The sequence below is a fragment of the uncultured Bradyrhizobium sp. genome (assembly GCF_947648125.1).
In the GTDB taxonomy this organism is placed as follows: domain Bacteria; phylum Pseudomonadota; class Alphaproteobacteria; order Rhizobiales; family Xanthobacteraceae; genus Bradyrhizobium.
Genome location: NZ_CANSMR010000032.1, coordinates 38930 through 64043, shown reverse-complemented (window position 1 = coordinate 64043; position 25114 = coordinate 38930). Strand labels below are relative to the sequence as shown.

Below are 25114 nucleotides of genomic sequence, written 5' to 3'. Positions count from 1 at the left end.
TCGATAGCGCCGCGCGGACGCGGCTTGACCCGAATGGGCTATCTTGCAATTCGCGGGGCAAGCGTCTTCTCAGGCCGTGCACCGTCGTGGCGCGCGGCCCGGATTGGAGCGGATTCAGGGCGGCTGTTGTAAAAGAGATACGCGCCGTCAGGCGTTCGGCGACGGCTCGCTGGCCACCGCCACCAATTGCGAGCGGCGCATGCGCTCGCGGTGCGCAGTGTAGAGGCCGGAGGCGACGATGAAGCCGGCGCCGAGGATGGTCCAGCGGTCGGGCACTTCGCCGAAGATCAGGAAGCCGAGGATGCTGACCCAGAGCAGCTGCGTGTAGGAAAACGGCGCCAGCACCGAGGCATCGCCGTAGCGGAACGCCAGCACCACGATCCACTGTCCGACGGTGGACGCAACGCCGATCAGGATGCCGAACATGATGTCGTGCCAGCTCGGCGTGACCCAGACGAACGGCACCAGCGCGCTGACAATGGCGACGCCGACGATGGACGAATAGGTCATCACGGTGATCGGGCGTTCGCTGCCGCTCATCATGCGCGTCAGGATCAGCGTGCCGGCCCAGGCCAGCGCCGAGACGAGCGGGAAGACCGCCGCGGGATGGAAGGCGCTGGTGCCCGGCCGCAGGATGATGAACACACCGGCGAGGCCGACTGCGGTTGCGATCCAGCGGCGCATGCCGACCTTCTCACCGAGGAAAGCGATCGACAGTGCGGTGACGAACAGCGGCGAGACGAAGCTGGTGGCCGAGGCCTCGGCGATCGGCAGGAAGCCCAGCCCCGTAATGAAGATCAGGGAGGAGCCGAGCAGCGCGGCGCCGCGCAGCACGTGCAGGCCGGGACGGCTGCTGCGCAGCGCGAACAGCGGCGTGCCCGGCAGCATCGCCGGCGTCATGATCAGCGCAAACACCAGGAAGCGGATCCAGGCGATCTCGATCGAAGGCAGCGTGGACGACAGATATTTCGCGGTGACGTCGGAGGTGCCCAAGAACACGGTCGACAGCAGGATCAGCGCAATGCCCTTGAACGGCCGGTCGGTGCGGGCCGGCGCCTTGCGTGCAACGGATGTTTTCGCGGGCAATGCAAGAGGAACGCTGTCCAGCCTGGCGGCTACGGCGGGGGGCGGTGTCACGGCAATCTCGAAGGCAAAATAAGGGGAATCTGCTGTTCACAGAGAACGCCAATTCCGCCGCAAGAACAATGCCCGAAAACGGGACTCCGATATGCACCAGCGCGCGCGACCGCCCGCCGCAGCCTGTGCGCGGCCGCAACTGCAACAGTTTGTTAAGAACTGCGTGGAGCGGGGCTTCTAGTGAATCCCGCGAATTAGAGCATCGGCAGCGAGCGTGGCTTCGGCCCGCGCGGGAACGCCGCGTCGAGCGCGGCGATCTCGTCGCCGCTGAGCTTGAGCGTTCCCGCCGCGGCATTCTCCGCCGCGTGGTCCGCGTTCGACGCCTTCGGAATCGCGAGCACCGAGGGCAGCCGCGTGAGAAAGCTCAGCGCGACCTGGCGCGGCGTCGCCTGGTGCGCCTGCGCGATCGATTGCAGCACCGCGCCTGATTTGCTCGATAGCGCAGGAAAATCATTGTGGCCGAACGGCGAGTAGGCGACCACGGCCACACCATGCTGCTCGCACCACGGGATCACGGCGTGCTCGATGGCGCGCTCCCGCAGGTGGTAGAGCACCTGGTTACAGGCGATCTTGCCCTCGCCCGCGACATCGAGCAGTTCATCGAGATCGTCTGCGTCGAAATTGCTGACGCCCCAGGAGCGGATCTTGCCGGCCGCGATCAACTCGTCGAACGCCGCGACCGTCTCGGCGAGCGGGTAGGTTCCGCGCCAGTGCAGCAGGTAGCAATCGAGGCGATCGGTCTTCAGCCGCTTCAGCGAGCGTTCGCAGGCGGTGATGGTGCCGCGCCGGGAGGCGTTGCTCGGCAACACCTTCGAGACCAGGAACAGCTCGTCGCGGCGGCCGATGATCGCGTCCGCAATCACGAGTTCGGCGTCGCCATACATCTCCGCCGTGTCGATATGCGTCATTCCGGCGTCGATACCGCGCTTCAGCGCGGCGATCGCCGCCTTGCGGTCACCGCGATCGAGGTACCAGGTGCCCTGCCCGATCACCGAGACCTGCGGGCCGTTGTTGCCGAATTTTCTTGTCTGCACGGGTTGCCCTTGTTCGCGCTAAAGCCACACGCGAAGGATAGACGAATGAGGCAACGATGTCTCCCCACCGTCGTCCCTGCGAAAGCAGGGACCCATAACCACGGAACGCTGTTGTCGAGAAAGCTGTGGCCACAGCGTTCTTCAGTTCAAAAACTTGTGGTTATGGGTCCCGGGTCAAGCCCGGGACGACGCCTGTTTTGTGGTGCTCACTCGTGCCAACAATTCATACGTTGAGATTCATCCACACCGCCTTCGGCTCGGTGAAATTGTCGAGCGCCGCGGTGCCGTGCTCGCGGCCGAGGCCGGAGTCGCGTTCGCCGCCCCACGGCAAACGCACGTCGGTGTAGCCATAGGTGTTGATCCACACCGTGCCGGCGCGGGCTTTTTTGGCGAAGCGCTGCACGCGGCCCATGTCGGCACTCCAGACGCCGGCGGCGAGGCTGTAGGCGGTGCCGTTGGCGATGCGCAGCGCATCGGCCTCGTCCTTGAATTTGATGACGCTGACGACGGGGCCGAAGATCTCTTCCTGCGAGATACGCATCTCGTGCGCGACGTTGGCGAACACCGCCGGGCTGATGAAATAGCCGCGGTCGCCGACGCGTTCGCCGCCGGTGGCGAGATGCGCGCCCTCGTTCTTGCCGATCTCGACATAATCGAGGATCGAGCGTATCTGCTTCTCGGAGATGACTGGTCCGAGCACGGTGGCGCGATCCGCGGGATCGCCGATGCGCAAGGTTTCGGCGCGGGCGACCAGGCGCTCGACCACCTCGTCATAGGCCTGCTCCTGCACCAGCACGCGCGAGCCGGCCGAGCAGACCTGTCCCGCATTGAAGAAAATGCCGGCCGCGGCAGCCTTGGCGGCGGCTTCGAGATTGGCGTCGTCGAAGATCACATTGGCGGACTTGCCGCCGAGCTCGAGCGAGACCCGTTTGAAGTTGCCGGCGGCGCCTTTCATGATGCCGCGGCCGACGCCGGGCGAACCGGTGAACGTGACCTTGTCGACATCGGGGTGATTGACCAGCGCGTCGCCGACGACGCGACCGGGTCCGGTCACGATGTTGAGCACGCCCTTCGGCAATCCGGCCTCGAGCGCGAGCTCGCCGATCCGCAGCGCCGACAGCGAGGTCAGCTCGGCCGGCTTCATCACGACCGTGCAGCCGCAGGCCAGCGCCGGCGCGAGCTTCCACATGCCGATCATCAGTGGGAAATTCCACGGCACGATCGCGGCGACCACCCCGACCGGCTCGCGCACCGTGTAGGTCAGCGCGTCGTCGCGCGTCGAGACCACATCGCCGCTGATCTTGTCGGCCCAGCCGGCGTAATAGGTCAGCGTGTCGATCGCGGCCGGAAAATCCTGGCGCAGCACCGCCGATATCGGCTTGCCGGCATCGAGACTTTCCAGCGCTGCGATTTCATCGGCGTGCTGCTTGAGCAGCTCGGCCCATTTAAGCAGGATGTGGCCGCGCTCGGCGGCGCGCATGGTCCGCCAGGGACCTTCGAAGGCGCGGCGTGCAGCGGCGACTGCGCGGTCGACGTCGTGCTCATTGCCTTCGGCAATGGTCGCGATCACCTGCTCGGTGGCGGGATTGAGCGATTTGAAGGTTTTTCCTGACAGCGAGCGGACGCGGGCGCCATCGATCAGCAGCAATTCGTTCCGAACGGTCGGGGCGCGCTCGTCGCGTTCATAGTCATATGCAACCGACATCATATTTCCTCCTGGTGTTGTGACTCAACGTAGGAGGCTTTGATCCGCAGTAAATATGATATCTTGTGCCTATTGGTATGCCAGGATATGAAGTCAATTTCATAAGTGGTGACCACGATGCTGCAGATCGAGATCGAGACCGTCTGGCGCTTTCGGAAAGAGAACTCACCGCAGACCGCGGTCGTGATGCTCGGCATCCTCAACGAGATCAGGAAGACCGGGAAGATCACCAGCGCCGCCAGCGATGCGCAGCTGTCCTATCGCCATGTCTGGAATCTGATCGAGCAATGGTCCGAGTTCTTCGGCGTGCCGCTGGTGGAGACCCAGCGCGGCAAGGGCTCGAAACTGACACCGTTCGGCGAGAGGCTGGTGTGGGCCGGCGAGCGCATGCAGGCGCGGCTCGGCTTGCAGCTCGAGAACCTCGCGCAGGAACTGGTCACCGAGATCAAGCCGTTCCTCGAGCAGCGGCCACAGGTCATCCGCGTCCATGCCAGCCACGGCTTTGCCGTGTCCAAGCTGCGCGAATTCCTCGATCGCAAAGGCGGCGTGGGCGTCGACCTCCGCTACGTCAGCAACCAGAACTCGCTGGTCTCGCTGGCGCAGGGCGCCTGCGATCTCTCCGGCGTGCATCTGCCACACGGCGAACTGCGCGCGCGGGGCATCAAGGCCTGCCGGGAATGGCTCGACCCGCGCGAGGACCGCGTGATCAACTTCGTCACGCGCGAGATGGGCCTGATGGTCAAGCGCGGCAACCCGCTGAAGATCACTTCGCTGAAGGACCTGGTCGAGCGCAAGGCCCGCTTCGTCAACCGCGACCATGATTCCGGCACGCGGCTGCTGTTCGATCAATTGCTGACGCTGCACAAGATCCCGCAAAGCCGGATCAACGGCGCCCAGCACATGGAGTTCACCCATGCCGCGGTCGCCGCCTATGTCGCAAGCGGCATGGCGGATGCGAGTTTCGGCGTCGAGGCTGCCGCACGGCAGTTCGGCCTCGATTTCATCCGCCTGCTCACGGAAGACTACTTCTTCGTCTGCAAGCGCGCGTTCCTCGAGACCGAGCCAATGCAGCGGGTCCTCGACATCATCAAGAGCAGCGAGTTTCACAAGGCCGTGGGCGCGCTCCCGGGCTATGTCGCCTCGAATACCGGCGCCGTCAGCGGCGTGAAGGATTTTCTCGAGAAGATGCATTCGGACCGCTGATCAGCCACGCGCCGTGGCGGCTGGACTCGCCGCGATCCGCCGCGCTATATTCGATATTATATAGCGAAAACACTGGACGTTCGAGATGCGACCACCCCGCTCCGCCATTGCCATCCGCCATGTGGCGTTCGAGGACCTCGGGCTGCTGGCCCCGATCATGGAGCGTGCCGGCTGGAGCGTGTCGTTCTGCGATGCGCCGGTCGACGACCTCTCCGATCGCGCGATTCGCGATGCGGACCTCCTGGTCGTGCTGGGCGGGCCGATCGGGGCCTACGAGACGGACACCTATCCGTTCCTCTCGACCGAGCTTGCACTGCTGGAACACCGGCTGCGCCGCGGACTGCCGACGCTCGGCATCTGCCTCGGCGCGCAACTGATGGCGCAGGCGCTGGGCGGCCGAGTGTTCCCGGGCAAGGTCAAGGAAATCGGCTGGGGCCCGATCGACCTGACGCCGGAAGGCAAATCATCCTGCCTGCGCAACCTGCACACCAAGGTGCTGCACTGGCACGGCGACACCTTCGACCTGCCCAAGGACGCCGTGCGGCTCGGCTCCAACGCCAATTACGAGAACCAGGCCTTCGCCTGGGGCCGCAACGCACTCGCGCTGCAATTCCACCTCGAGGCCGATCCGCGGCAGCTCGAGGAATGGTATGTCGGCCACGCCGTCGAGTTGTCGGCGGCGAAAGTCTCGATTCCCGAGCTGCGCGCGACGACGCAGGCGCTGGCGAGGCCGGTCGCCACACAAGCCGAGCAGGTGTTCGGCGACTGGTTGTTGTCCATCGCGCCAATCGACGGCGTGCTTCACTTCAGCGCAGGTGCGTGAGGATCAACCGAGCCCGCTGATATCGGCGACCAGCACCGTGCCTGTCACCGACTCCGTGATGTAGAGCCGGTCGCGGTTGGCGCCGCCGATCGCGACATTGGTGCAGCTTGGTCCGGCGCAGGACTTGATCCGCGCGATGCACTCGCCGTTCGGCGCGAACACGAAGACATGGCCGAGCGAGGCGTGCGCGACGAACAATCGCCCGGCCCTGTCCATCGTCATGCCGTCGGGTCCGCTGGGGCCGAACAGCGAGCAGAAGCGCCCGACCTTGGACACGCTGCCGTCCTTCATGAACGGCGCGCGCCACACCGCATTGTCGCGCGTCATGGCGACGAACAGCACCGCCTCGTGCGGATCGAGCACCAGCCCGTTCGGGCTGATGCCGGTGTCGATCAGGCAGTCGAGCGCACCGCTCACGCGCAACCGATAGACCCGGCCGGTCGGATCGTGCAGCCCGGTCTGGCCCTGATCGGTGAAATAGATGTCGCCGTTCGAGGCGATGTGCAGGTCGTTGCAGCCGCGGAACGATTCCGAATTGCGCGAGCGCAGCAGCGGCACGACCTCGCCCGATTTGGCGTCGAGCTCCATCAGTCCGTGGCGGTAGTCGGCGATCAGGATGCGGCCCATCGGATCGATCTTCAGCCCGTTCGGCCAGCCGTCATATTCGGCGACCTGCGTCCATGACTTGTCCGGCGCGATCCTGAAGATGCGGCCAAACGGAATGTCGACGATGTAGAGATTGCCTGACGCATCGAACGACGGCCCCTCGATGAAGCAATCGGTCACCGCGCCCGGCCGGTTGGCGTCGGCCCATTCGCTCGCCACCTTGCGGCGGAATTCGGCGGGAACGGCAGAGAAGATTTCGGTCGGGATCAGTTTCGGCGGCGTTTCCAGGAACATCATTTTTATTGGCTCGCACCCGTTTGCAGAACGGGGGACAATAGAGGAGATCGCTGGTGTCGTCGAATTCCGCACCGGCTCACGTCGTCATTGCGAGCGAAGCGAAGCAATCCATACCTCCGCTTGTGGTGAGATGGATTGCTTCGTCGCTTCGCTCCTCGCAATGACGCTGGACCGCCGTTCTGGCGCTTATGGCATTTACCTACTCCGCCGCCTGCGCGCTGCCATAGGCTTCGGAAATCATGTAGCCGGACAGCGTGCCGTAGGCCGCAGTCCATGCGGCGGCGACGTCAGGCGTCCAGGCTTCGCCGAGGCCTTTCTCCAAGGTCCACAGTAATGCGCCGCCGACCACCGGATAATGCTCGGGCGTGGCGCCATAGCCGACATGGCGCTTGGCGAGCGCGCTCGCGGCGGGAAGCACCGACGATAGATTGCTCAATCCATTGACGACGACGGCAAGCGTTCCCATCAGCTTCTTGCGCTGCTCGGTCATATCAGAGGGAAACATCGCCTTCACGCCGGGCGCGACCTCGAACAGGCGGTCGTAGAAGATGACCGCTGCCTGCTCCGAGGTCGGTGCGACCTCGGCGAAGGTCTGCTGAACGAGCTTGACCTGGTCTTCCGTCATGTGTGCCTCCATGCACGCTGCTGCCTCGCCGCGCCATTGCGGCGAGGCAGAAAAAGCTCTCACGTGAGCAAGGCGCTGCTCATCGCGCTACGCCGCCTCGACGAAGCTGTGGCGCTCATAGAGGAATTCGAGCACGCGCTGCCGGCACTTCAGGTAGCCGGGGTTGGTCGCGAGCTCGAGCCGCTTGCGCGGGCGCGCCAGCGGCACCTCGAGCACCTCGCCGATCCGCGCGCTCGGGCCGTTGGTCATCATGACGATACGGTCCGACAGCAGCACGGCCTCGTCGACGTCGTGGGTGATCATCAGGATGGTGTTGCCTAGCTTCTGATGCAGCGCCATCACCGAATCCTGCAGATGCGCCCGGGTCAGTGCGTCGAGCGCGCCGAACGGCTCGTCGAGCAGCAGCACCTTCGGCTCCATCGCGAGCGCCCGCGCGATGCCGACGCGCTGCTTCATGCCGCCTGAAATCTCGCTCGGTCGCTTGTCCTTGGCATGCGCCATCTGCACGAGGCTGAGATTGTGCATCACCCAGGCGTCGCGCTCGGCCCGGCTCTTGGTCCTGGCAAACACCTTGTCGACGCCGAGCTTGACGTTCTCGTAGACGGTCAGCCACGGCAGCAGGCTGTGGTTCTGGAACACGACGGCGCGATCCGGCCCCGGCGCGTTGACCTCGCGGTTCTCCAGCAGCACGCCACCATTGGTGGCGCCGGTGAGGCCGGCGACGATGTTGAGCAGGGTCGACTTGCCGCAGCCGGAATGACCGATGATCGAGACGTATTCGCCCTTCTCGATCGTCAGGTTGATATCCTTCAACACCTCCGTGGTGGCGCTGCCGCGGGTGAAGGTCTTGTCGATGTGATCGAGCTTCAGATAGGCCTGCATGACTTGTCCTCCTCAGTTCGCAGCCGTGCCGCGGGTCACGACTTTGCCGAGGCCGGCAATGAGCCGGTCGAGCACGAAGCCGATGATGCCGACATAGAACAGCGCCAGGATGATCTCGCTGATGTGCGAGGAATTCCACGCATCCCAGATGAAGAAGCCGATGCCAACGCCGCCGATCAGCATTTCCGCAGCGACGATCGCGAGCCAGGACAGGCCGATGCCGATGCGCAGACCGGTGAACATGTAGGGGGCGGCCGCCGGGATCATGATCTTGGTGAAGAACTCCAGCGGATTGAGCTGCACCACGGCAGCGACGTTGCGGTAGTCCTGCGGAATGTTGCGGATCCCGACCGCGGTGTTGATGATGATCGGCCACACCGAGGTGATGAAGATGACGAAGATCGCCGAAGGCTGGCCGTCGCGGAATGCCGCGAGCGAGAGCGGCAGCCAGGCCAGCGGCGGGATGGTGCGCAGCACCTGGAACAGCGGATCGAGCCCGCGCATCGCCCAGACTGACTGGCCGACCAGCGTGCCAAGCCCGATGCCCGCGATCGCCGCCAGCGAATAGCCGTAGGCGACGCGCTGAAGGCTGGCGGAGAGATGCCAGAACAGGCCCTTGTCGATGCCGCCATTGTCGAAGAACGGATCGAGGATCAGCTCCCTGGTGTCCTTGAACACTTTTGAGGGCGGCGGCAGGCTGGAGCCGGCGCGCCGGCAGATCAGCTCCCACACCACCAGCAGCAAGGCGATCACGATCAGCGGCGGCACCACGCGCGCCGCGATCTCCTTCGCCATCTTTGCGTAGGTTTCGGCGCGCGGCGCGCGCTTCGGCGTCATGGTCACGACCGGCGCCGCGGCCGTGGCCTGCGGGATCGCCACCGCTGACACTTCGGTCTTCATGGCAGGCATCGACATTGACAGACAATCTCCGTGGTCGAAGGGAGAGCCGCGCGATGCGCGCGGCTCCACTCAAAATCAGACGTCGACACGCTTGATGGACAACGACTTCAGGTAAGCGGCGGGATCGGCGGGATCGAACACCTTGCCGTCGAAGAAGGTCTCCTTGCCGCGCGAGGTCGACGCCGGAATGTCCGACACGCCGAGCTCCTTGGCGGCCTCCTTCCAGAGATCCTCCCGGTTGACCTTGGCGATCAGCGCCTTGGTGTCGAAACCCGCCTCGTACTTGCCCCAGCGGATGTCCTCGGTCAGGAACCAGAGGTCGTGGCTCTGATAGGGATAGGACGCGTTGTCCTTCCAGAACCGCATCTGCTGCGGCGAGTTGTCGACCACCCGGCCGGTGCCGTAGTCGAACTTGCCCTTCATGCGGTCGGTGATGTCTTCCACCGGGCAGTTGATCCACTGCCGCTTGGCGCAGATCGCCGCGGTCTCCTCGCGGTTGTCAGCCTTTTCGCACCACTGCTGGGCTTCCATCACCGCCATCAGCAACGCCTTCGCGGCCTTCGGATTCTTGTCGACCCAGGCGGCGCGCAGGCCGAACGATTTCTCCGGATGCTTGTCCCAGAGCTCACCTGTCGTGATCGCGGTGTAGCCGATCTCCTGATGGATCAGCTGCAGATTCCATGGCTCGCAGACGCAGAAGCAATCCATGGTGCCGACCTTCATGTTGGCCACCATCTGCGCGGGCGGCACCACGATGGTCTCGATGTCCTTGTCGGGATCGATGCCGCCGGCGGCGAGCCAGTAGCGGATCCACAGATCATGCGTGCCGCCCGGGAAAGTCATCGCGGCCTTCACCGCCTTGCCGGAGGCCTTCTTCTTCTCGAGCGCCGCCTTGAACGGCGTGGTGTCGACGCCGACCTTGAGATCGGCATATTCCTTGGCGACCGAGATGCACTGACCGTTCAGATTGAGCCGCGCCATGATGTACATCGGCGTCGGCTGATTGTTCTGCGTCACCTTGCCGGCCGAGATCAGGTACGGCATCGGGGTCAGGATATGCGCGCCGTCGATGCCGTTGCCCTCGGAGCCGAGCACGAGATTGTCGCGGGTGGTGCCCCACGAGGCCTGCTTCTGCACCTCGACATCGGGCATGCCGTATTTGGCGAAGATGCCCTTCTCCTTGGCGACGAACAGCGGCGAGGCGTCGGTGAGCGCGATGAAGCCGAGCTTGGCGCCCTTCACTTCCGGACCCGCGCCTTGCGCGAATGCACCAGCGGGAAAATTGAGCCTGGCTGCGGCGAGCAACGCGGCGGCACCGCTGGTTGCCTTCAGGAGCTGGCGACGGCTGATCGCACGGCCTGGAGGCTTGTTGGTGGGCTTGGTCATCGGTCGTCCTTTGCGTCGTTGCGTTGCGGTGTTGCGTCTTTGCGTCGAGCACCGTCCATCGGGTGGCGACGCGCGCAGGGCGCAAAAGGGCATGCACCGGGGATGCCCCGGACTGGCGGCGTCAGAAATCCGATGGGGTGGCCTCGAGGGACGGCTTCAATGGCGTCGGCACCTGACTATTCAAGCCTTGTGCCAAGCTACCGCAGTGCAAAAATCGATTTTAATGCAATGTTTTGCGCAACTTGTCGCAGCGCGCACGGAGTCCCCGCGCGCTGCCAAAGAATGCGATTCGCCCAATTCTTGTGCGCCGCACATGAATTGAGCAGAGCGCTTGGACCGCAGTGATCAGGCGTCTTCGGCGACCTTGGTTCCGAGCGGCGCAGGCGCCATTCCGCCGCCGGGCTTCACGTGGAATTCGTAGGTCATCAGGCTCCACGGGCCATCCGACCGCTGGCCGTCGGGCATCACAGGATCGGTGCGCCGCTCGACCTTGGCGATCAGTTCGTCCTTCACGCCGAACACGACATCGGAGTCGATGTACTTGTCGCCTTCGACGAAGACATGCGTGATCAGCGGCTCATGGCCCTTGGCGTTGACCAGGAAGTGGACATGCGCCGGCCGCATCGGATGCCGGTTGGTCTGCGTGATCATCTGCCCGACCGGACCGTCGGTCGGGATCGGATAGCTGCACGGCACGATGGTGCGGAAGAAGAAGCGGCCGTCGGCATCGGTAATGAAGCGCGCCCGCGAGGACGGGCCCTCGGTGGCATAGCTCGGCTTCTGCGAGTCATAGAAGCCGTCATCGTCCGCGTGCCAGATATCGACCGGCACATCGGCCAGCGGCTTGCCGTCGAGGTCGGTGACGCGGCTCTGCACGAACATCCGCTCGCCGGGCAGACTTGCCGAGATGTCGGTGCCGTGCGGCGTCACCTTGTGCTCGCCGACATAGAACGGGCCGAGCACCGTGGTCTCGGTCGCGCCGTCGCGATCCCTGTGGTTGACGGCATCGACCAGCATCGACACGCCGAGCACGTCGGACAGCAGGATGAATTCCTGGCGGATGTCGGTGCACTTCTGCCCGGTGCGGGTCAGGAAGCCGATCGCGTGGTCCCACTCCTCGAAGGTGAGATCGGTCTTGCGCACATAATCGTGCAGCGACTTCACCAGTTCCTGCATCAGGAACTTGGCCCGCGGATCGGGCGTCTGGTCGAAGCTGCGGATGACGGCTGTGGTGAGCTCGGTTTCGTTGAACTGGGTCATCTCGGCGTTTCCCTTCGGCTCCCTTGAGGGCGCGATTGCAGGGGCGACCGTACACCACCGGCCCTGTGCCGGTAAGCGGCAGCCGGTTGGTGAAAGGGACACTTTTCGGCTATCAAGTCTGCCTCGCAAGCCGGAGAAACGCCTGATGTTAGCCCCCACGCCTGCCTCGCCCGAATCCGCGGGAATGTCGACCACAGCGCTGAACCGCCTCGAAGCGCATCTGAAGAGCCGTTACATCGATTCCGGCCGCTTTCCCGGCACGCAGCTCTTGATCTACCGCCGCGGCAAGATCGTGCATTCCACCGTCCAGGGCTTTGCCGATCTCGAGCGCAAGGTGCCGGTCAAGGACGACACCATCTTCCGCATCTATTCGATGACCAAGCCGATCACCTCGGTGGCCTTCATGATGCTGGTCGAGGAAGGCAAGGTCGCGCTCGACGAGCCGGTCGCCAAATACATTCCGGAATGGAAGAACCTCGGCGTGTTCGTTGCCGGCACCGCGCCGGCCTTCCTGACCCGCCCGCCAACGCGGCCGATGCTGATCGTCGACCTGCTGCGCCACACCTCGGGCCTCACCTACGGCTTCCAGCAGCGTTCCAATGTCGACGCGGCCTATCGCGAAAAGAAGATCGGCGAGGTCATCAAGGCCGGCACGCTCGACAGCATGATCGAGGATCTGGCGAAGATCCCGCTGGAGTTTTCGCCGGGTGAAGCCTGGAATTACTCGGTCTCCACCGACGTGCTCGGCTATCTCGTCGGCAAGATTTCAGGGGTGCCGTTCGAGCAGTTCCTGAAGGAGCGGATCTTCAAGCCGCTCGGCATGAACGACACCGACTTCTTCGTGCCGGCCGACAAGGCGCACCGCTTTGCCGCCTGCTATTCCGCCGACCCGCAGGGCGGCTTCAACCCGCTCGCCGCCGAGCGCAAGGGCACGCTGACGCTGCAGGACGATCCGACCACCAGCTCGTTCCTGTCGCCGCCCTCGCTGGTCTCGGGCGGTGGCGGGCTGTGCTCGACCGCGGCCGACTATCTGACCTTCTGCCGCGCGCTGCTCAACGGCGGCGAGCTCGGCGGCGTCCGGCTGCTCGGTCCGAAGACGCTGAAGCTGATGGCCAGCAACCATCTCCCCGGCGGGGTCGACCTGCCGGCGATGTCGCGTTCGATGTTCGCCGAAGCCGCCTATAACGGCATCGGGTTCGGCCTCGGCTTCGCCGTCACCATGCACCCTGCGCAGACCCTGATTGCGGGCAGCCCAGGCGAATTCAACTGGGGCGGCGCCGCGACGACATCGTTCTTCATCGATCCAGCCGAGGAGCTGATCACGATCTTCATGACCCAGGTGCTGCCGTCGAGCGCCTATCCGCTGCGCCGCGAGCTGCGCACCATGGTCTACGCCGCGATCACCGAGAGCAATCTCTGACCAAGGGCTCTTCCGCGGCGCACGGTGTGCGCCGCGGAATTTTTCAGATAGCCAGTCATTTCCTTTGGCGGATCTTTCCCGCCTCCCCTCCGCTCACAGCGAAATGGGCACCGATCCGGGGACTTCGTGCCGAAACTGACATTGCCAGTGCGTCTCGCGCTTCTGGTCGCGGGGACGATGTTGCCGCTGATCGTTTTCGCGGTCGGGATCGTCTTCCACAATTACCAGCGGGATCGTCAGGCGGCCACACAGCGCGTGCTGGAGACGGCGCGCAGCATCCGCCTGCTGCTCGATGCGGAATTGCAGCGCATGACCGGCGGGCTGCAGGTGCTGGCGCTGACCAACTCGCTGCGCGACAGCGACTTCGACAATTTCCGCCGCGTCGCGGCCGGCTTCCTCGACCAGTACGGCAAGGACGGCGTGGTGCTGGTGGCGGACCGCAGGGGACGCCAGGCGTTCTCCTCGCTGACGCCGGACACCGCAAGCCTGCCGCCGCGCAACAATCTCGAGATCGTCGAGAAGGTGTTTACGACGCGGCAGCCGCAATACTCCAACCTGTTCTTCGGCGAGGTGAAGCAGCAACTGATCATCACCGTCGAGGTGCCGGTGATCCGCGACGGCGAAGTGCTCTACGACATCTCCTTCAGCCCGCCGATCGAGGTCTTCCAGGCCATGATCGAGCGGCAGCGCCTGAACCAGGACTGGACCATCTCGATCTTCGACGGCGACGGCGTCAACCTCGCCCGCGTGCCGAATCCGCAGGCGACCATCGGGCAGCGCGCCTCGCCAACGTTGTTTGCCGAGATGTTCCGCCGCAGCGAGGCGACACTGCCGACGGTCTCGCTCGAAGGCGTCGCGCTGATCACGGGCTTCACCCGATCGCGCGTCACCGGCTGGACCGTCGCCGCTGGCATCGCCGAGAACTCGCTGGTGGCGCCGCTGTGGCGCTCGCTTGCGATCACAAGCGTGATCGGCGGCGTCCTGCTCCTGGTCGGCCTCGGCTTTGCGGTGCGGATGGCGACCACGATCGCGCGCGGCGAGATGCTGCACGACCTGCTGATCGAGGAGCTCAACCACCGCGTCAAGAACACGCTGGCGATCCTGCAATCGATCGCCACGCAGACCTTCCGCAGCGCGAGCCGCGCCGAGCGCGACAAGTTCGAGGGACGGCTCGGCGCGCTCGCCGAGGCGCACAATTTGCTCTCGACCGACAAATGGCAGGGCTCCGACCTGCAGGACGTGATCAGCCGCGTGCTGCGGCCCTATCTGCTGAACGCCTCCGAACGAGTCAGGATGTTCGGACCGCGCGTGCCGCTGTCGCCCCGGCTCGCCTTGGTGCTGTCGATGCTCCTGCACGAGATGGCGACCAACGCCGCCAAATATGGCGCGCTGTCCAACGACACCGGCACGGTGACGCTGGACTGGGAAATCCTCGGGGAGAGCTCCGGACCGAACCTCCGGATGATCTGGACGGAGGCCGGCGGCCCACCGGTCGCGGCGCCGGTGCAGCGCGGCTTCGGTTCCCGGCTGATCGAGCGCAGCGCCCGCGACCAGCTCGGCGGCGAGGCCACGGTGGATTTCCTGCCCCACGGCGTCGTCTACACGGTGACCAGCACGCTCGAAACCGGCGACTGACCGGGCAAATGCCCCCCAAACCTGCGACATCTTGGCACGCAAGTTGCTAAGATGGGGCGGGACCGGCCGGCAAGAACACCGGCCAAAAACAGGGGGAGTTCATGTCGACCATCGCAGCGGAAGCCACGGTTGCACGCAAGCCGCTCTACACATCGCTGTTCGTGCAGGTGCTCGTCGCGCTGCTGCTCGGCATCATCATCGGCATGGCCGCGCCCGATTTCGCGATCGGGCTGAAGATCTTCAGCGATGCCTTCCTGAAGCTGATCTCGATGATCGTGGCGCCGATCGTGTTCTGCGTGGTGGTGCACGGCATCGCGGGCGCCGGCGACCTCAAGAAGGTCGGACGCGTCGGCGTCAAGGCGCTGGTGTATTTCGAGGCGATGACGACGGTCGCGCTCGTGGTCGGCTTGATCCTGGCCTACCTGTTCGGGCCCGGTCACGGCATGAACATCGATACCTCGACGCTGGATGCCAAGGCGCTCGGCAACTATGCCAGCAACGCGCAGAAGCTGAAGGGCGAAGGCATCGGCAGCTTCCTGCTCAACATCATCCCGACCACCTCGTTTGACGCGCTGTCGCGCAACGACGTGCTGCAGGTCCTGTTCTTCGCCATCATCTTCGGCGTCAGCCTGGCGCTGGTCGGCGGCGAGAAGGGCGAGAAGATCTCCTCGTTCATCGACGCGGTCTCGACCGTGCTGTTCCGGGCCATGGGCCTGATCGTGCGCTTCGCGCCGATCGGCGTGCTCGGCGCCGTCGCCTACACGGTCGGCAAATACGGTGTCGGCTCGCTGAAGCAGCTGCTGTCGCTGGTGGCGCTGTTCTACGTCTCGGTCGCGATCTTCGTGCTCGGTGTGCTCGGCGGAGTGATGGCGCTGGCCGGCATCAATATCCTCAAGTTCCTCGGCTACCTGCGCGAGGAGCTGATGATCGTGGTCGCCACCGCATCCTCCGACGCGGTGCTGCCGCAGGTGATGCGCAAGCTGGAGCATTTCGGCGTCAAGGATTCGGTGGTCGGCCTCGTGATTCCGACTGGCTATTCGTTCAACCTCGATGCGTTCTCGATCTACCTGACGCTGGCGGTCGTCTTCATCGCGCAGGCGACCAACACACCGCTGTCGTTCGGCGACCTGCTGCTGGTGCTCGGCGTGTCGCTGATCACCTCGAAGGGCGCGCACGGCGTGCCGGGCTCGGCGATCGTCATCCTGGCGGCGACGCTCAACGCGGTGCCAAGCATCCCGGCGATCGGCCTCGTGCTGGTGCTCTCGGTTGACTGGTTCATCGGCATGGCGCGCGCGGTCGGCAATCTGATCGGCAACTGCGTCGCCACCGTCGTGGTCGCGGCATGGGAAGGTGACCTGGATCGAGACAAGGCCCGTCGCGTGCTCGAGGGCACAGAGGCGGTCGACGTGACCGCGGGCTGAGCCACGCGGCACCGGGCCTGCGGCGTCCCGCGCATGGCGCGGGCGCCGGCTTACTTGATCAGCCGCAGATACGGCGGCAACTGCCTGGTCGCCGGTTCCTGCACCGGCTCGTCCGACGCGATCAGGTCACACAGCGCCTTCAACTCGGAATCCGTCACCTTGTGCAGCTCCATCCGGAGCTCGAGGATGGCAAGGGACAACAGCCGCGCCGTCTCCGTGTTCGCCCGGTCAGTCAGAAATGCCTGACATTCTTCCAAGGTCGCCAGCAGCGCCAGCAACCGTTCTTCCGTATTTGCGACCGGCATATCTTCCACTCCCGAAGCCGCGAGGTAGAGTCGAGGTGTTCCCCTCTTCCGCTTCATTTGGCCTCTCCTGCCAGAGTTCGCCGGCTTTCCGTAGGCGCACAATTGTTCCCGATGATTCAGAACTTTTAGGCAATTGTCCAGCAACATTCCGAAAGCCTGACTTGGACTTACGTCAAACTTTTCGCATTGGCGACGATTCAGTCAAGCAACCGCAGACCGTCGCCGCGACCTCAGGATGCACTAGCTGGGGTTGCATCCATACTAGGACGCTCGTACAATATTGGCTGCCCGTAGAACTACGGGCGAGTGCAATGCCGCCCAGTAAGCATGCGCGCAAAATCTGTGTCGATCAAACTCGCGCTAGTTGTGGTTTGGTCAATATTTTGCCAAATGTAGAGGGCGGGGTGTCGACAGACACCTTGGCACGGTCGACTTCAGGTAGTCGACCGAGTCGGTACTTGGGTGCTTCCAATGCGCAAGTGCGTTTGGATACCATCCCGCGATCTTCTTGGATTTCGTCGTTCAGACGAACTGACGATCCACTCGAGCTTAACGCGGTACATCATGAACGTGTCCCTGACCCGACCGGGCCAGGGATTCTCGATTTGAAGGACGGGTCACGAGAATGAACAGATCAGCAGCAAAGAAGATGAAGCAGCGCAGCGCCGGCAAGCCGGACATTGAGTTGGGCAAGCGGATTCGTCTGCGCCGTGTGGAGCAGAAGATCTCGCAGGCGGAACTCGGCGACAAGCTGGGCGTCAGCTTTCAGCAGGTTCAGAAGTACGAGAAGGGCGTGAACCGTGTCGGCGCCGCCCGCCTTCAGCAGATCGCGAGCGCGCTGGACGTGCCGGTGACCTTCTTCTACGACGGCGACAACAAGGCCCGCGAAGTCGAGAGCCTGTTGTTCCTCGACAGCGCGTTCAGCCTCCGGTTGTTGCGCGCCTACAGCAAGATCAAGGATCAGACCGTACAGCGCCAACTGGTGTCGCTGATGGAATCGATCGCCGCCAACGAAGACTGAACGCTAGCACAGGTACGATCGCGATACCGCGAACGCGATCGACCAGGGCGAGCGGATCGGCCGCGACCGGTCATTGGGATCGCCACGCGCCGGTCGGACCGGGAAGATATCGAAGCGCTGCCATCGGCGATGGCAGCGCTTTTTCTTTGACCGGTCGGCGCTGCAAGGTCCGTGCCCCGGCTTCGGCACAACGAGCGAGCGATCTCCGCGTTGATGTACGCCACAAGGTCGAGCGGCCGCGATGCCAACGATGGCGACCGCCCTGGGCCGGCACGACGGTCACGGTAATGTTCCGACCGCAACCAAAACTTAATCAAGACGCAACGGTCTCGGGATAGATCATCACCTTCGAACGAACGCGCCGCCCTCCTCCATTCGTGCGGCCGGGGCCGTGCCTTCCGATTTTTCGCGCAAGCGACGCAGTCCGGAGAATCGAGATATGCAGAGAGTGACTCTCGTCGTCGTAGCCACGATGCTTGCGGCCCTACCGGCATTCGCCCAAACCACCGGCGCGCCCGGCCCGACTGCGGCAGTCCCGCCTCATCATGCCCTGCCGGCTGCGGCACCGGCGGCCACCCAGCCAAGCCAGGCCAAGCCGGCCGCGTCGGCCTCGGTCGCGGAAACGCGATCGGCTGCCGCGCTCGCGCTGTCGCGCGAGCCGACCTACGACCAGGGCAGCGCACAACGCATTCGCGACGTGGTGAAGAGCTATTCCGATCTCGCCGCCCGCGGCGGTTGGCCCACGATCCCCACGGACGCGAAATTTGCGTTGGGCGTCCAGGGCGCCCATGACGATCTGCTGCGCAACCGTCTGATCATCACTGGCGACCTTGCCGCCGACAAGGCCACCGGCTCCTATGATGAAGTCGTGGCCGACGCGGTGAAGCGCTTCCAGACACGCCACGGGCTCGCGGCGACCGGCTCGGTGACGCCGCGGACGCTGGCTGCACTCAACGTTCCCGTGCAGAAGCGGATCAAGCAGCTCGAGGCCTCGCTGGAGCGGCTTGACCAGATGGATTTCCAGTTCGGGCAGCGCTATGTCGTCGTCAACATTCCCGCCACCTTCGCCGAGGCCGTCGAGGACGACAAGGTCGTGCGGCGCTACCGCGTGATCGTCGGCAAGACCGAGAAACCCTCGCCGACGCTGACGTCCGAGATCACCGACGTCATTCTCAATCCGACCTGGACGGTGCCGTCATCGATCACGAAGACGGAGATCGCGGCCCATATGCGCAAGGATCCGGCCTACCTGTCGCGCATGCACATGGACGTGCTCGACGCCCACGACAACCCGATCGATCCGCGTTCGGTCGACTGGTCGGGCGATCACGCGCCGAATATCACGGTGCGTCAGCAGAGCGGCGCATGGAATGCGCTCGGCGCGGTCAAGATCGACATGCCGAATTCCTATTCGGTCTACATGCACGACACCAATCAGCACAGCCTGTTCAACGACGACTATCGCTTCGATTCGCATGGCTGCTCGCGCGTCGACAATGTCCGCGATCTCGCGGCATGGCTGCTGAAAGACCAGCCGCAGTGGACCCGCGCTGCCATCGATGCCGCGATCGCCACAGGACAACGCCAGGACGTCCGCATGCTGAAGAAGGTGCCGGTGGCCTGGATCTACCTCACGGCGTGGATGACGAAGGACCGGACCGTCCAGTTCCGCAACGACGTCTACGACCAGGACCAGCAACTCCTCGAAGCCACCGCCGAGGAAGCTGCCTTCTTCAACAAGGCCGCCGAACATCGGCCGACCGCGCAGTAGAGCACTTTTCCGCGAAGCGCCGCCAAAGGTCATCACGTTTTGTTTGCGCCTCGCCATTCTGTCGCGCGGCCAATTGTCGCCCGCGCATGGAGCGACCTCACAACTCCCGTATTTCCTGCGTTGAACCGGCATCGCCGGAACCGAGTGCATCTGCCTGGCTTTTTTGTCGCAGCAACGAAGCGGCCGCATGGACGTTTTCAGGCTTCAACCAAGGAGATCTCAATGAATATCAAGCTTGCCGTTATTGGACTGGCCGCGCTCGGAAGCGCAGCGTTGATGTCCGGTGCGGCATCGGCGATGCCGAACGGGCTTCCGCAGGCCAGCCACATCGCAGGCGAAACGTCCAATGTCGACAAGGTGCGCCAGGTCTGCGATCGCTGGGGCCGCTGCTACTGGCAACCGGGCTACGGCTACGCACCGCGCCATCACGGATGGCATCATCGTCCGCACTACTACCCCCGCCACCATCATCACGGGCACCGTCATCACGGCGGGCATCATGGTGGCGGCCATCACGGCGGCGGACATCACGGCGGACACCGCCGCTAATCATCAGCGAGGGGGCTTTGGCCCCCTCACCTTTTTCGCGCCAGAGCACGACAAGAATACAAGGTGCTGCCAGCGTCTCCGTCGCCGGGCGGCCAGTGCCGGCTACGTCTGTCCCACGCGGCGGACGAGCACGTTCTCGAGGAAGAGATACTCGATGCCGGTGCCGAGGAAGGTGTCGATGGCTTCGCGCGGGGTGTTGACGATCGGCTGCCCCTTCACGTTGAAGCTCGTGTTCAGCACCATTTCGCGGCCGGTCGCCCGGCCGACCGCCCGCAGCAGTGCGTGGAATTCCGGATTGTCCCTGACGCTGACCGTCTGCACGCGGGCCGAGCCGTTGACATGCGTGATCGCCGGCAGCGCGGAGCGATGCTCCGGGCGCACGTCGGCGGTCATGATCATGTAGGGAAGCTCGAGCCCCTCCGGCACCTCGAACCAGTCATGCACCTGCTCGAGGCTGACCGCCGGCGCAAACGGGCGGAAGGCTTCGCGCATCTTGACCATCGCGTTGATGCGGTCGCGCATCTCCGGATGTCCGGGATCGGCCAGGATGCTCCGGTGCCCGAGCGCGCGAGGACCGAACTCCATGCGTCCGCGGTACCAGCCGAGCACGCGTCCGGCCGCGATCAGTCTCGCCGCCACCGCGCAGGTCTCGTCGAGATCAGCAAAGCGCGTGATCTCGATGCGGCCGGCGGTGTCGGCCAGCGCCCTGTAAATCTCGGTTTGCGTGGGTGCGGGGCCGAGGAAGGGGACCGGCATCCGGACGTTCTTCACGCCACTGTCGCGCGATGCCGACCAGAGCGCGGCGCCGAGCGCGGAGCCATCGTCGCCTGCAGCCGGCTGAACGTAGATCTCGTCGAACAGGCCGGACTGCAGCAGGCGGCCGTTGGCGGTGCAGTTGAGCGCGACGCCGCCCGCCATCGCGAGCCTGCGCAGGCCGGTGCTGCGGCCGAAATGGCCGCAGATGTGGAGCATGACGCTGTCGAGGCATTCCTGCAGCGCTGCGGCGACGTCGCGATGGTCGTCGGTGACGTCGCCGTCGGGCGCGCGAGCCGGGATCAGATGCTCGCCGAGATGGCGTCGCGTCGCGCCGTAGGTTTCGCGATCCTGGCGCTCGATATTGAGGCGGAGCAGAGGAATCCTGATCAGGCCGTCGTCGCGCAGCTCCACAGTCCGTTCGAAGAAAGCACGGCGGCGGGCGGGATCGCCGTAGGGCGCGAGGCCCATGATCTTGTATTCGTCGGAGTTGAAATCGAAGCCGAGATGCAGCGTCAGCGTGGAATAGAGGATGCCGATCGAATCCTGGGCGGTGATTTCCGCGAGCTTGTCGATCGCGTTGTCGTGCGCGTGATAGACGGTGACGGCTTGGACTTCGCCCATGCCGTCGAGGATCACCACCAGGCATTCGTCCCAACCGGAGGTGTAGTAGGCGCTGGCGGCGTGGGACAGATGATGGTTGACGTGGTGGACCTTGCTGGCTGGAAATCCGGGCAGGTGCTGATCGACTTGCGCGAGCAGTTTTTCGCGCGAGAACACCTCCCTGTATTGTCGGGCGGAGGTCGGATCCAGCATGAAGGCTGCCTTGTAGGGCGCATAGTCGAAGCCGTGAGAGATCACGTCGATGTCGGATGGCTTCAGGCCAGCGGTCTCCAGGCAGTAGCTAATGGCGCCGATCGGGAAATCACCGGTGTGCTTCTTGCGGTTGAAGCGCTCTTCGGCGGCACCGGCGACGATCCTGCCGTCGACCACCAGCACCGCAGCGGAATCGTGGCCTTGTGAGATCCGATATTCGCGCTCCTCCAGGCCCGGCCAGTGCTTCCTCTTGAAGGGGATCGAGCTCTCGAATCCACTGATGCCGATTACTTTCGCCATTCAACACCCCCTGGACGGATCGCGCCCAAGCGAAAATCGAGCAGGTGCCGCGGCATCGTTGCAGAGAGGCGGCGGAAATCAAGCTCCGCAAAAGTGCAGTGCGCCGCCCCTGAATAGTCGGCCGGGCATCCGTTCCCATCGCTTGACGGAGTACCACCTTTGCGTCGGGGGAGCTCACGAACGCATCTGCTACCATGACCCGGTTCTCCACCAGCCATGGCGTTTCGACGCCTTTTGGATGGAGGTGGATGATGGATACGTTTTCCGACATTCGGTTCGACGTTTTCAGCACGTGCCCGCAATCCGGCGCGGTGCAGGCGGCGGACTATGTCGAACGGGTGAAGGCCGTCGCCCGCTGGAGCGAAGAGGCGGGCTGCAAGGGAATCCTGGTCTATACGGAAAACTCCCTGGTCGATCCCTGGCTCGTCTCGCAGGTGATCCTGCAGAGCACCACGGAACTCTGTCCGCTGGTGGCAGTGCAGCCGGTCTACATGCATCCGTACAGCGTCGCCAAGATGGTGAGCTCGTTTGCGCATATGTACGGACGCCGGCTCTATTTGAACATGGTCGCGGGTGGCTACACGACCGAGCTTGCGGCGCTCGGCGACGCGACGGCGCACGACAAGCGGTACGCGAGGCTCGTCGAATACACCGCCATCATCAAGCTGCTGCTGGAGAACGCCGAGCCGGTGACGCTCGAAGGGGAATTCCATGCCGTGCGGAATCTGAGGATGACGCCACCGCTGCCGCAGGAGTTGCTGCCCGGCGTATTCGTGTCTGGCTCCTCGGAAGCGGGGCTCGCTGCCGCCAAGGCGCTGGGCGCAACACCGGTGAAGTATCCCAAGCCGGCCGCAGAGTACGGGCAGGCCGACGCCGACTGCGTCGGGTCGGGTGTGCGCGTCGGCATCATCGCCCGCGCGAACGCCGAGGAGGCCTGGCGGGTCGCGCACGAACGCTTCCCGACCGACAAGAAGGGGCAGCTGGCGCACAAGCTGGCCATGAAGGTCTCGGATTCGGCGTGGCACAAGCAGATGTCAGATCTCGCAGCCGAGACGGCCACCGAGGAGACACCCTATTGGCTGGTGCCATTCGAAAACTACAAGACCTTCTGCCCGTATTTGGTCGGCGACTACGGGGTCGTCTCCGACGAACTCGCGCGCTACGCCGCGGCCGGCTACGGGACGTTCATCCTGGACATTCCACCCACCCGCGAGGAACTGGTCCATACGGGCGAGGTCTTCGGACAGGCGCTGACGAAGGCCCGGCGTCTGAAGTCATCAGCGCTTCGCGATCCGGCGCGTCAGGGCCTCGCAGGCTAGTCTAGGCGATCGTTCGATGGAGTTGCGCGCGGACGGATCACGGCGGGGATTGTGGACGGGCTTCCTGCGCTCGGCGAAATTGTTTCCCGGCCGTCCTGCTGTCGTCGCGCAGGGTACGTCGCTGTCGTATCGGCAGCTTCGCGACGCCGCGGTCCGCATCGCAGCCTGCATCCAGGCGCATCGTGAAGGGGCGTCGATGCCGCTGACCGGCGTGTTCGCGCATCGCAGCGCGACGGCCTTCGCCGGCGTGCTCGGATCGCTTCTGGCCGGAAACGGCTACGTGCCGCTGAACCGCACCTTCCCGGTCGAGCGCACCAGGTCGATGCTCGTCCGTTCGGAGTGCCGATCGATCATCGTCGACGCGGAATCCTTGCCGCAAATGGGCGCGCTCATGGCGGGCGTGGACGAACCGCTGCTCGTGATCGCGCCCTGTCTCGAGGACCCGGGCCCCTATCGCGGACGATGGCCCTTGCACATCATCGTCGGAGCTGCCGATCTCGAAGGATACGCCGACTGGCGCGAGCCGGACGCGCGCACGGACGCGATCGCCTATCTGCTGTTCACCTCCGGCAGCACCGGGGTTCCGAAAGGGGTGATGGTCGCACACCGCAACGTCGCAGCCTATGTCGACCATGCCGCGGATCGCTTCGCCATCACGGAGCTAGACGTCGTCTCGCAGACGTTCGACATGACGTTCGACCTGTCGGCATCCGACATGTTCGTGGCGTGGGAACGCGGCGCCTGCGTGTACTGCCCCTCGCAGAAGGCGCTGATCAATCCGGGGCGGTTCATCCGCGAGCAGGGATTGACGGTCTGGTTCTCGGTGCCCTCGATGGTCGCGCTGATGAAGCAGTCCGGCCTGCTGAAGCCGGGAGGGTTTCCCTCGCTCAGGCTGAGCCTGTTCTGCGGCGAGCCGCTGCCCGTCAGCTGCGTCGAGGCCTGGGCGATGGCCGCGCCGAACAGCGTCGTCGAGAACATCTACGGACCGACCGAGCTGACCATCGCGTGCACCGGCTACCGGTGGGATCCGAAGCGGACGCCGGCCGAAGCGGAGATGGGCATCGTGCCGATCGGCGCGCCGTTCCCGGGAATGAGCGTCCTCGTCGTCGACGGGCAGCTGAACGAGGTCGGGCCGGGCGCGGAGGGCGAACTGCTGATGAGCGGTCCGCAGATGTCGCTCGGCTACTGGAAAGATCCCGAGAAGACCGCCGCAGCCTTCGTCGTCCCGCCCGGACGGCGGGAGATGTTCTACCGCACCGGCGACCGCGTGCGCCGGCCCGCCGGCGATGGTCCCCTGACCCATCTCGGCCGCATGGACTCGCAGGTGAAGATCCTCGGCCACAGGGTGGAGCTCGGAGAGGTCGAAGCCGTGGTGCGCGAGGCCTCGGGCATCGACGGCGTCGTGGCGATCGGCTGGCCCATCACGTCGAGCGGCTACGGCGGCATCGAAGTGCTCATCGAAGGCAGGCCGGTCGATCTCGACCGGCTTCGCGCGGCGGTCGCCGCCCGGCTGCCGGACTACATGGTCCCGAGACGATGGCACGTTCGCAGCCGGCTGCCGCGCAACGCCAACGGAAAATACGACCGCGAGGCCATGCCGGCGGTCTTGGGAGACAGCCCATGAGCGGTCCGACCACGGATGACGTCCGCGCGTTCTTCGGAGCCTTCCTCAACCAGAAGCTCCAAGACCGCGGGCAGCGTCCGCTGCGCGATCTCCCCGATGATTACGACCTGCTGCTGTCGGGGGCGCTCGATTCGCTCGCCTTCGTCGAGATGATGATGGCGGCGGGCGAGCACTTCGACAGGGAGATCGATTTCGAGAACCTCGATCCAGAACAGATGACGCTGATCGGTCCCCTGTGCCTGTTCGTGTCCGAGCAATTGACGCAGCCTCGGTGGCGAGATGGGGCCACCGGGTCGTCGCCGCCATTCGGCTAGGGAGGGGA

General features: G+C 64.6%; 22 protein-coding genes. 11 read left to right on the top strand and 11 right to left on the bottom strand.

Features of this window, described 5'->3' with window-relative positions:
* Window positions 1–147 precede the first annotated feature (147 nt).
* From Q0030_RS34625 to Q0030_RS34615, 3 genes are all read right to left on the bottom strand, one after another.
* The gene (locus Q0030_RS34625; protein ID WP_298377740.1) at window positions 148–1137 is read right to left on the bottom strand and encodes a DMT family transporter; all 990 of its coding nucleotides are present in this window, start codon (window positions 1135–1137) and stop codon (window positions 148–150) included.
* Between the two features lie 194 nt (window positions 1138–1331).
* Window positions 1332–2171 carry an aldo/keto reductase gene (locus Q0030_RS34620; protein ID WP_298377737.1) on the bottom strand — a complete coding sequence of 280 codons (840 nt, stop codon included), beginning with the start codon at window positions 2169–2171 and terminating at the stop codon, window positions 1332–1334.
* A 223-nt stretch (window positions 2172–2394) separates the two neighbouring features.
* A complete protein-coding gene (locus tag Q0030_RS34615) occupies window positions 2395–3876 on the bottom strand; it encodes an aldehyde dehydrogenase family protein (RefSeq protein WP_298377734.1) in 1482 nt (493 codons plus the stop codon).
* 117 nt (window positions 3877–3993) lie between these two features.
* Between Q0030_RS34615 and Q0030_RS34610 the strand changes: the two genes are divergently transcribed.
* Both Q0030_RS34610 and Q0030_RS34605 read left to right on the top strand, forming a co-directional pair.
* Complete coding sequence (locus Q0030_RS34610) at window positions 3994–5079, top strand: substrate-binding domain-containing protein (RefSeq protein ID WP_298377731.1); 1086 nt, start codon at window positions 3994–3996, stop codon at window positions 5077–5079.
* Window positions 5080–5164: 85 nt separating this feature from the next.
* Entirely contained in the window at window positions 5165–5902 is a 738-nt protein-coding gene (locus Q0030_RS34605; RefSeq protein WP_298377729.1) for a glutamine amidotransferase, read from the top strand.
* Between the two features lie 3 nt (window positions 5903–5905).
* Here Q0030_RS34605 and Q0030_RS34600 read toward each other — a convergent pair whose 3' ends face one another.
* From Q0030_RS34600 to Q0030_RS34575, 6 genes are all read right to left on the bottom strand, one after another.
* Window positions 5906–6805: an SMP-30/gluconolactonase/LRE family protein gene (locus Q0030_RS34600; protein WP_298377727.1), complete on the bottom strand. Its 900-nt coding sequence runs from the start codon at window positions 6803–6805 to the stop codon at window positions 5906–5908.
* 199 nt (window positions 6806–7004) lie between these two features.
* Window positions 7005–7430: a globin family protein gene (locus Q0030_RS34595; RefSeq protein ID WP_298377725.1), complete on the bottom strand. Its 426-nt coding sequence runs from the start codon at window positions 7428–7430 to the stop codon at window positions 7005–7007.
* An 87-nt stretch (window positions 7431–7517) separates the two neighbouring features.
* Complete coding sequence (locus tag Q0030_RS34590) at window positions 7518–8312, bottom strand: ABC transporter ATP-binding protein (RefSeq protein ID WP_298377722.1); 795 nt, start codon at window positions 8310–8312, stop codon at window positions 7518–7520.
* 12 nt (window positions 8313–8324) lie between these two features.
* Window positions 8325–9227 (bottom strand): nitrate ABC transporter permease, encoded by a 903-nt coding sequence (ntrB, locus tag Q0030_RS34585; RefSeq protein WP_298377720.1) that lies wholly within the window; start codon window positions 9225–9227, stop codon window positions 8325–8327.
* Between the two features lie 60 nt (window positions 9228–9287).
* On the bottom strand, window positions 9288–10598 hold the full coding sequence (locus Q0030_RS34580; protein ID WP_298377717.1) for a CmpA/NrtA family ABC transporter substrate-binding protein: 1311 nt from the start codon (window positions 10596–10598) through the stop codon (window positions 9288–9290).
* Between the two features lie 345 nt (window positions 10599–10943).
* Window positions 10944–11858 (bottom strand): intradiol ring-cleavage dioxygenase, encoded by a 915-nt coding sequence (locus tag Q0030_RS34575; protein ID WP_298377714.1) that lies wholly within the window; start codon window positions 11856–11858, stop codon window positions 10944–10946.
* A 145-nt stretch (window positions 11859–12003) separates the two neighbouring features.
* Here Q0030_RS34575 and Q0030_RS34570 point away from each other — a divergent pair, with 145 nt between their 5' ends.
* The 3 genes from Q0030_RS34570 (at window position 12004) to Q0030_RS34560 (ending at window position 16334) form a co-directional block, all read left to right on the top strand.
* Window positions 12004–13278 carry a serine hydrolase domain-containing protein gene (locus tag Q0030_RS34570; protein WP_298377711.1) on the top strand — a complete coding sequence of 425 codons (1275 nt, stop codon included), beginning with the start codon at window positions 12004–12006 and terminating at the stop codon, window positions 13276–13278.
* Between the two features lie 126 nt (window positions 13279–13404).
* Window positions 13405–14913, top strand: a complete 1509-nt coding sequence (locus Q0030_RS34565; protein ID WP_298377708.1) for a sensor histidine kinase — start codon at window positions 13405–13407, stop codon at window positions 14911–14913.
* Between the two features lie 101 nt (window positions 14914–15014).
* Window positions 15015–16334 (top strand): dicarboxylate/amino acid:cation symporter, encoded by a 1320-nt coding sequence (locus Q0030_RS34560; RefSeq protein ID WP_298377705.1) that lies wholly within the window; start codon window positions 15015–15017, stop codon window positions 16332–16334.
* Window positions 16335–16384: 50 nt separating this feature from the next.
* On the opposite strand, the gene Q0030_RS34555 is transcribed toward Q0030_RS34560, so the two are convergent.
* Entirely contained in the window at window positions 16385–16696 is a 312-nt protein-coding gene (locus tag Q0030_RS34555) for a hypothetical protein (protein ID WP_298377702.1), read from the bottom strand.
* Window positions 16697–17264: 568 nt separating this feature from the next.
* On the opposite strand from Q0030_RS34555, the gene Q0030_RS34550 reads away from it, so the two are divergent.
* The 3 genes from Q0030_RS34550 (at window position 17265) to Q0030_RS34540 (ending at window position 19980) form a co-directional block, all read left to right on the top strand.
* Window positions 17265–17660, top strand: a complete 396-nt coding sequence (locus Q0030_RS34550; RefSeq protein ID WP_094194089.1) for a helix-turn-helix transcriptional regulator — start codon at window positions 17265–17267, stop codon at window positions 17658–17660.
* A 439-nt stretch (window positions 17661–18099) separates the two neighbouring features.
* On the top strand, window positions 18100–19431 hold the full coding sequence (locus tag Q0030_RS34545; RefSeq protein WP_298377694.1) for a L,D-transpeptidase family protein: 1332 nt from the start codon (window positions 18100–18102) through the stop codon (window positions 19429–19431).
* A 222-nt stretch (window positions 19432–19653) separates the two neighbouring features.
* On the top strand, window positions 19654–19980 hold the full coding sequence (locus Q0030_RS34540; protein WP_298377692.1) for a hypothetical protein: 327 nt from the start codon (window positions 19654–19656) through the stop codon (window positions 19978–19980).
* A gap of 102 nt (window positions 19981–20082) precedes the next feature.
* On the opposite strand, the gene Q0030_RS34535 is transcribed toward Q0030_RS34540, so the two are convergent.
* Window positions 20083–21849, bottom strand: coding sequence for a carbamoyltransferase C-terminal domain-containing protein (locus tag Q0030_RS34535; RefSeq protein WP_298377689.1), 1767 nt, complete (start codon window positions 21847–21849; stop codon window positions 20083–20085).
* A 251-nt stretch (window positions 21850–22100) separates the two neighbouring features.
* Here Q0030_RS34535 and Q0030_RS34530 point away from each other — a divergent pair, with 251 nt between their 5' ends.
* Genes Q0030_RS34530 through Q0030_RS34520 form a run of 3 tightly spaced genes read left to right on the top strand, consistent with a single transcriptional unit; the run spans window position 22101 to window position 25106 of the window.
* On the top strand, window positions 22101–23168 hold the full coding sequence (locus Q0030_RS34530) for an LLM class flavin-dependent oxidoreductase (RefSeq protein ID WP_298377686.1): 1068 nt from the start codon (window positions 22101–22103) through the stop codon (window positions 23166–23168).
* A 16-nt stretch (window positions 23169–23184) separates the two neighbouring features.
* Window positions 23185–24792, top strand: coding sequence for an amino acid adenylation domain-containing protein (locus Q0030_RS34525; protein ID WP_298377683.1), 1608 nt, complete (start codon window positions 23185–23187; stop codon window positions 24790–24792).
* The gene (locus tag Q0030_RS34520) at window positions 24789–25106 is read left to right on the top strand and encodes an acyl carrier protein (protein WP_298377680.1); all 318 of its coding nucleotides are present in this window, start codon (window positions 24789–24791) and stop codon (window positions 25104–25106) included. The genes Q0030_RS34525 and Q0030_RS34520 overlap by 4 nt, the downstream gene beginning before the upstream one ends.
* Window positions 25107–25114: the final 8 nt, after the last annotated feature.

Coding starts and splice junctions, on each gene's coding strand:
- Q0030_RS34615 (WP_298377734.1), bottom strand. CDS start 3,876: ATGTCGGTTGCATATGACTATGAACGCGACGAGCGCGCCCCGACCGTT.
- Q0030_RS34610 (WP_298377731.1), top strand. CDS start 3,994: ATGCTGCAGATCGAGATCGAGACCGTCTGGCGCTTTCGGAAAGAGAAC.
- Q0030_RS34605 (WP_298377729.1), top strand. CDS start 5,165: ATGCGACCACCCCGCTCCGCCATTGCCATCCGCCATGTGGCGTTCGAG.
- Q0030_RS34600 (WP_298377727.1), bottom strand. CDS start 6,805: ATGATGTTCCTGGAAACGCCGCCGAAACTGATCCCGACCGAAATCTTC.
- Q0030_RS34595 (WP_298377725.1), bottom strand. CDS start 7,430: ATGACGGAAGACCAGGTCAAGCTCGTTCAGCAGACCTTCGCCGAGGTC.
- Q0030_RS34590 (WP_298377722.1), bottom strand. CDS start 8,312: ATGCAGGCCTATCTGAAGCTCGATCACATCGACAAGACCTTCACCCGC.
- ntrB (WP_298377720.1), bottom strand. CDS start 9,227: ATGTCGATGCCTGCCATGAAGACCGAAGTGTCAGCGGTGGCGATCCCG.
- Q0030_RS34580 (WP_298377717.1), bottom strand. CDS start 10,598: ATGACCAAGCCCACCAACAAGCCTCCAGGCCGTGCGATCAGCCGTCGC.
- Q0030_RS34575 (WP_298377714.1), bottom strand. CDS start 11,858: ATGACCCAGTTCAACGAAACCGAGCTCACCACAGCCGTCATCCGCAGC.
- Q0030_RS34570 (WP_298377711.1), top strand. CDS start 12,004: ATGTTAGCCCCCACGCCTGCCTCGCCCGAATCCGCGGGAATGTCGACC.
- Q0030_RS34560 (WP_298377705.1), top strand. CDS start 15,015: ATGTCGACCATCGCAGCGGAAGCCACGGTTGCACGCAAGCCGCTCTAC.
- Q0030_RS34555 (WP_298377702.1), bottom strand. CDS start 16,696: ATGAAGCGGAAGAGGGGAACACCTCGACTCTACCTCGCGGCTTCGGGA.
- Q0030_RS34550 (WP_094194089.1), top strand. CDS start 17,265: ATGAACAGATCAGCAGCAAAGAAGATGAAGCAGCGCAGCGCCGGCAAG.
- Q0030_RS34545 (WP_298377694.1), top strand. CDS start 18,100: ATGCAGAGAGTGACTCTCGTCGTCGTAGCCACGATGCTTGCGGCCCTA.
- Q0030_RS34540 (WP_298377692.1), top strand. CDS start 19,654: ATGAATATCAAGCTTGCCGTTATTGGACTGGCCGCGCTCGGAAGCGCA.
- Q0030_RS34535 (WP_298377689.1), bottom strand. CDS start 21,849: ATGGCGAAAGTAATCGGCATCAGTGGATTCGAGAGCTCGATCCCCTTC.
- Q0030_RS34530 (WP_298377686.1), top strand. CDS start 22,101: ATGGATACGTTTTCCGACATTCGGTTCGACGTTTTCAGCACGTGCCCG.
- Q0030_RS34525 (WP_298377683.1), top strand. CDS start 23,185: ATGGAGTTGCGCGCGGACGGATCACGGCGGGGATTGTGGACGGGCTTC.
- Q0030_RS34520 (WP_298377680.1), top strand. CDS start 24,789: ATGAGCGGTCCGACCACGGATGACGTCCGCGCGTTCTTCGGAGCCTTC.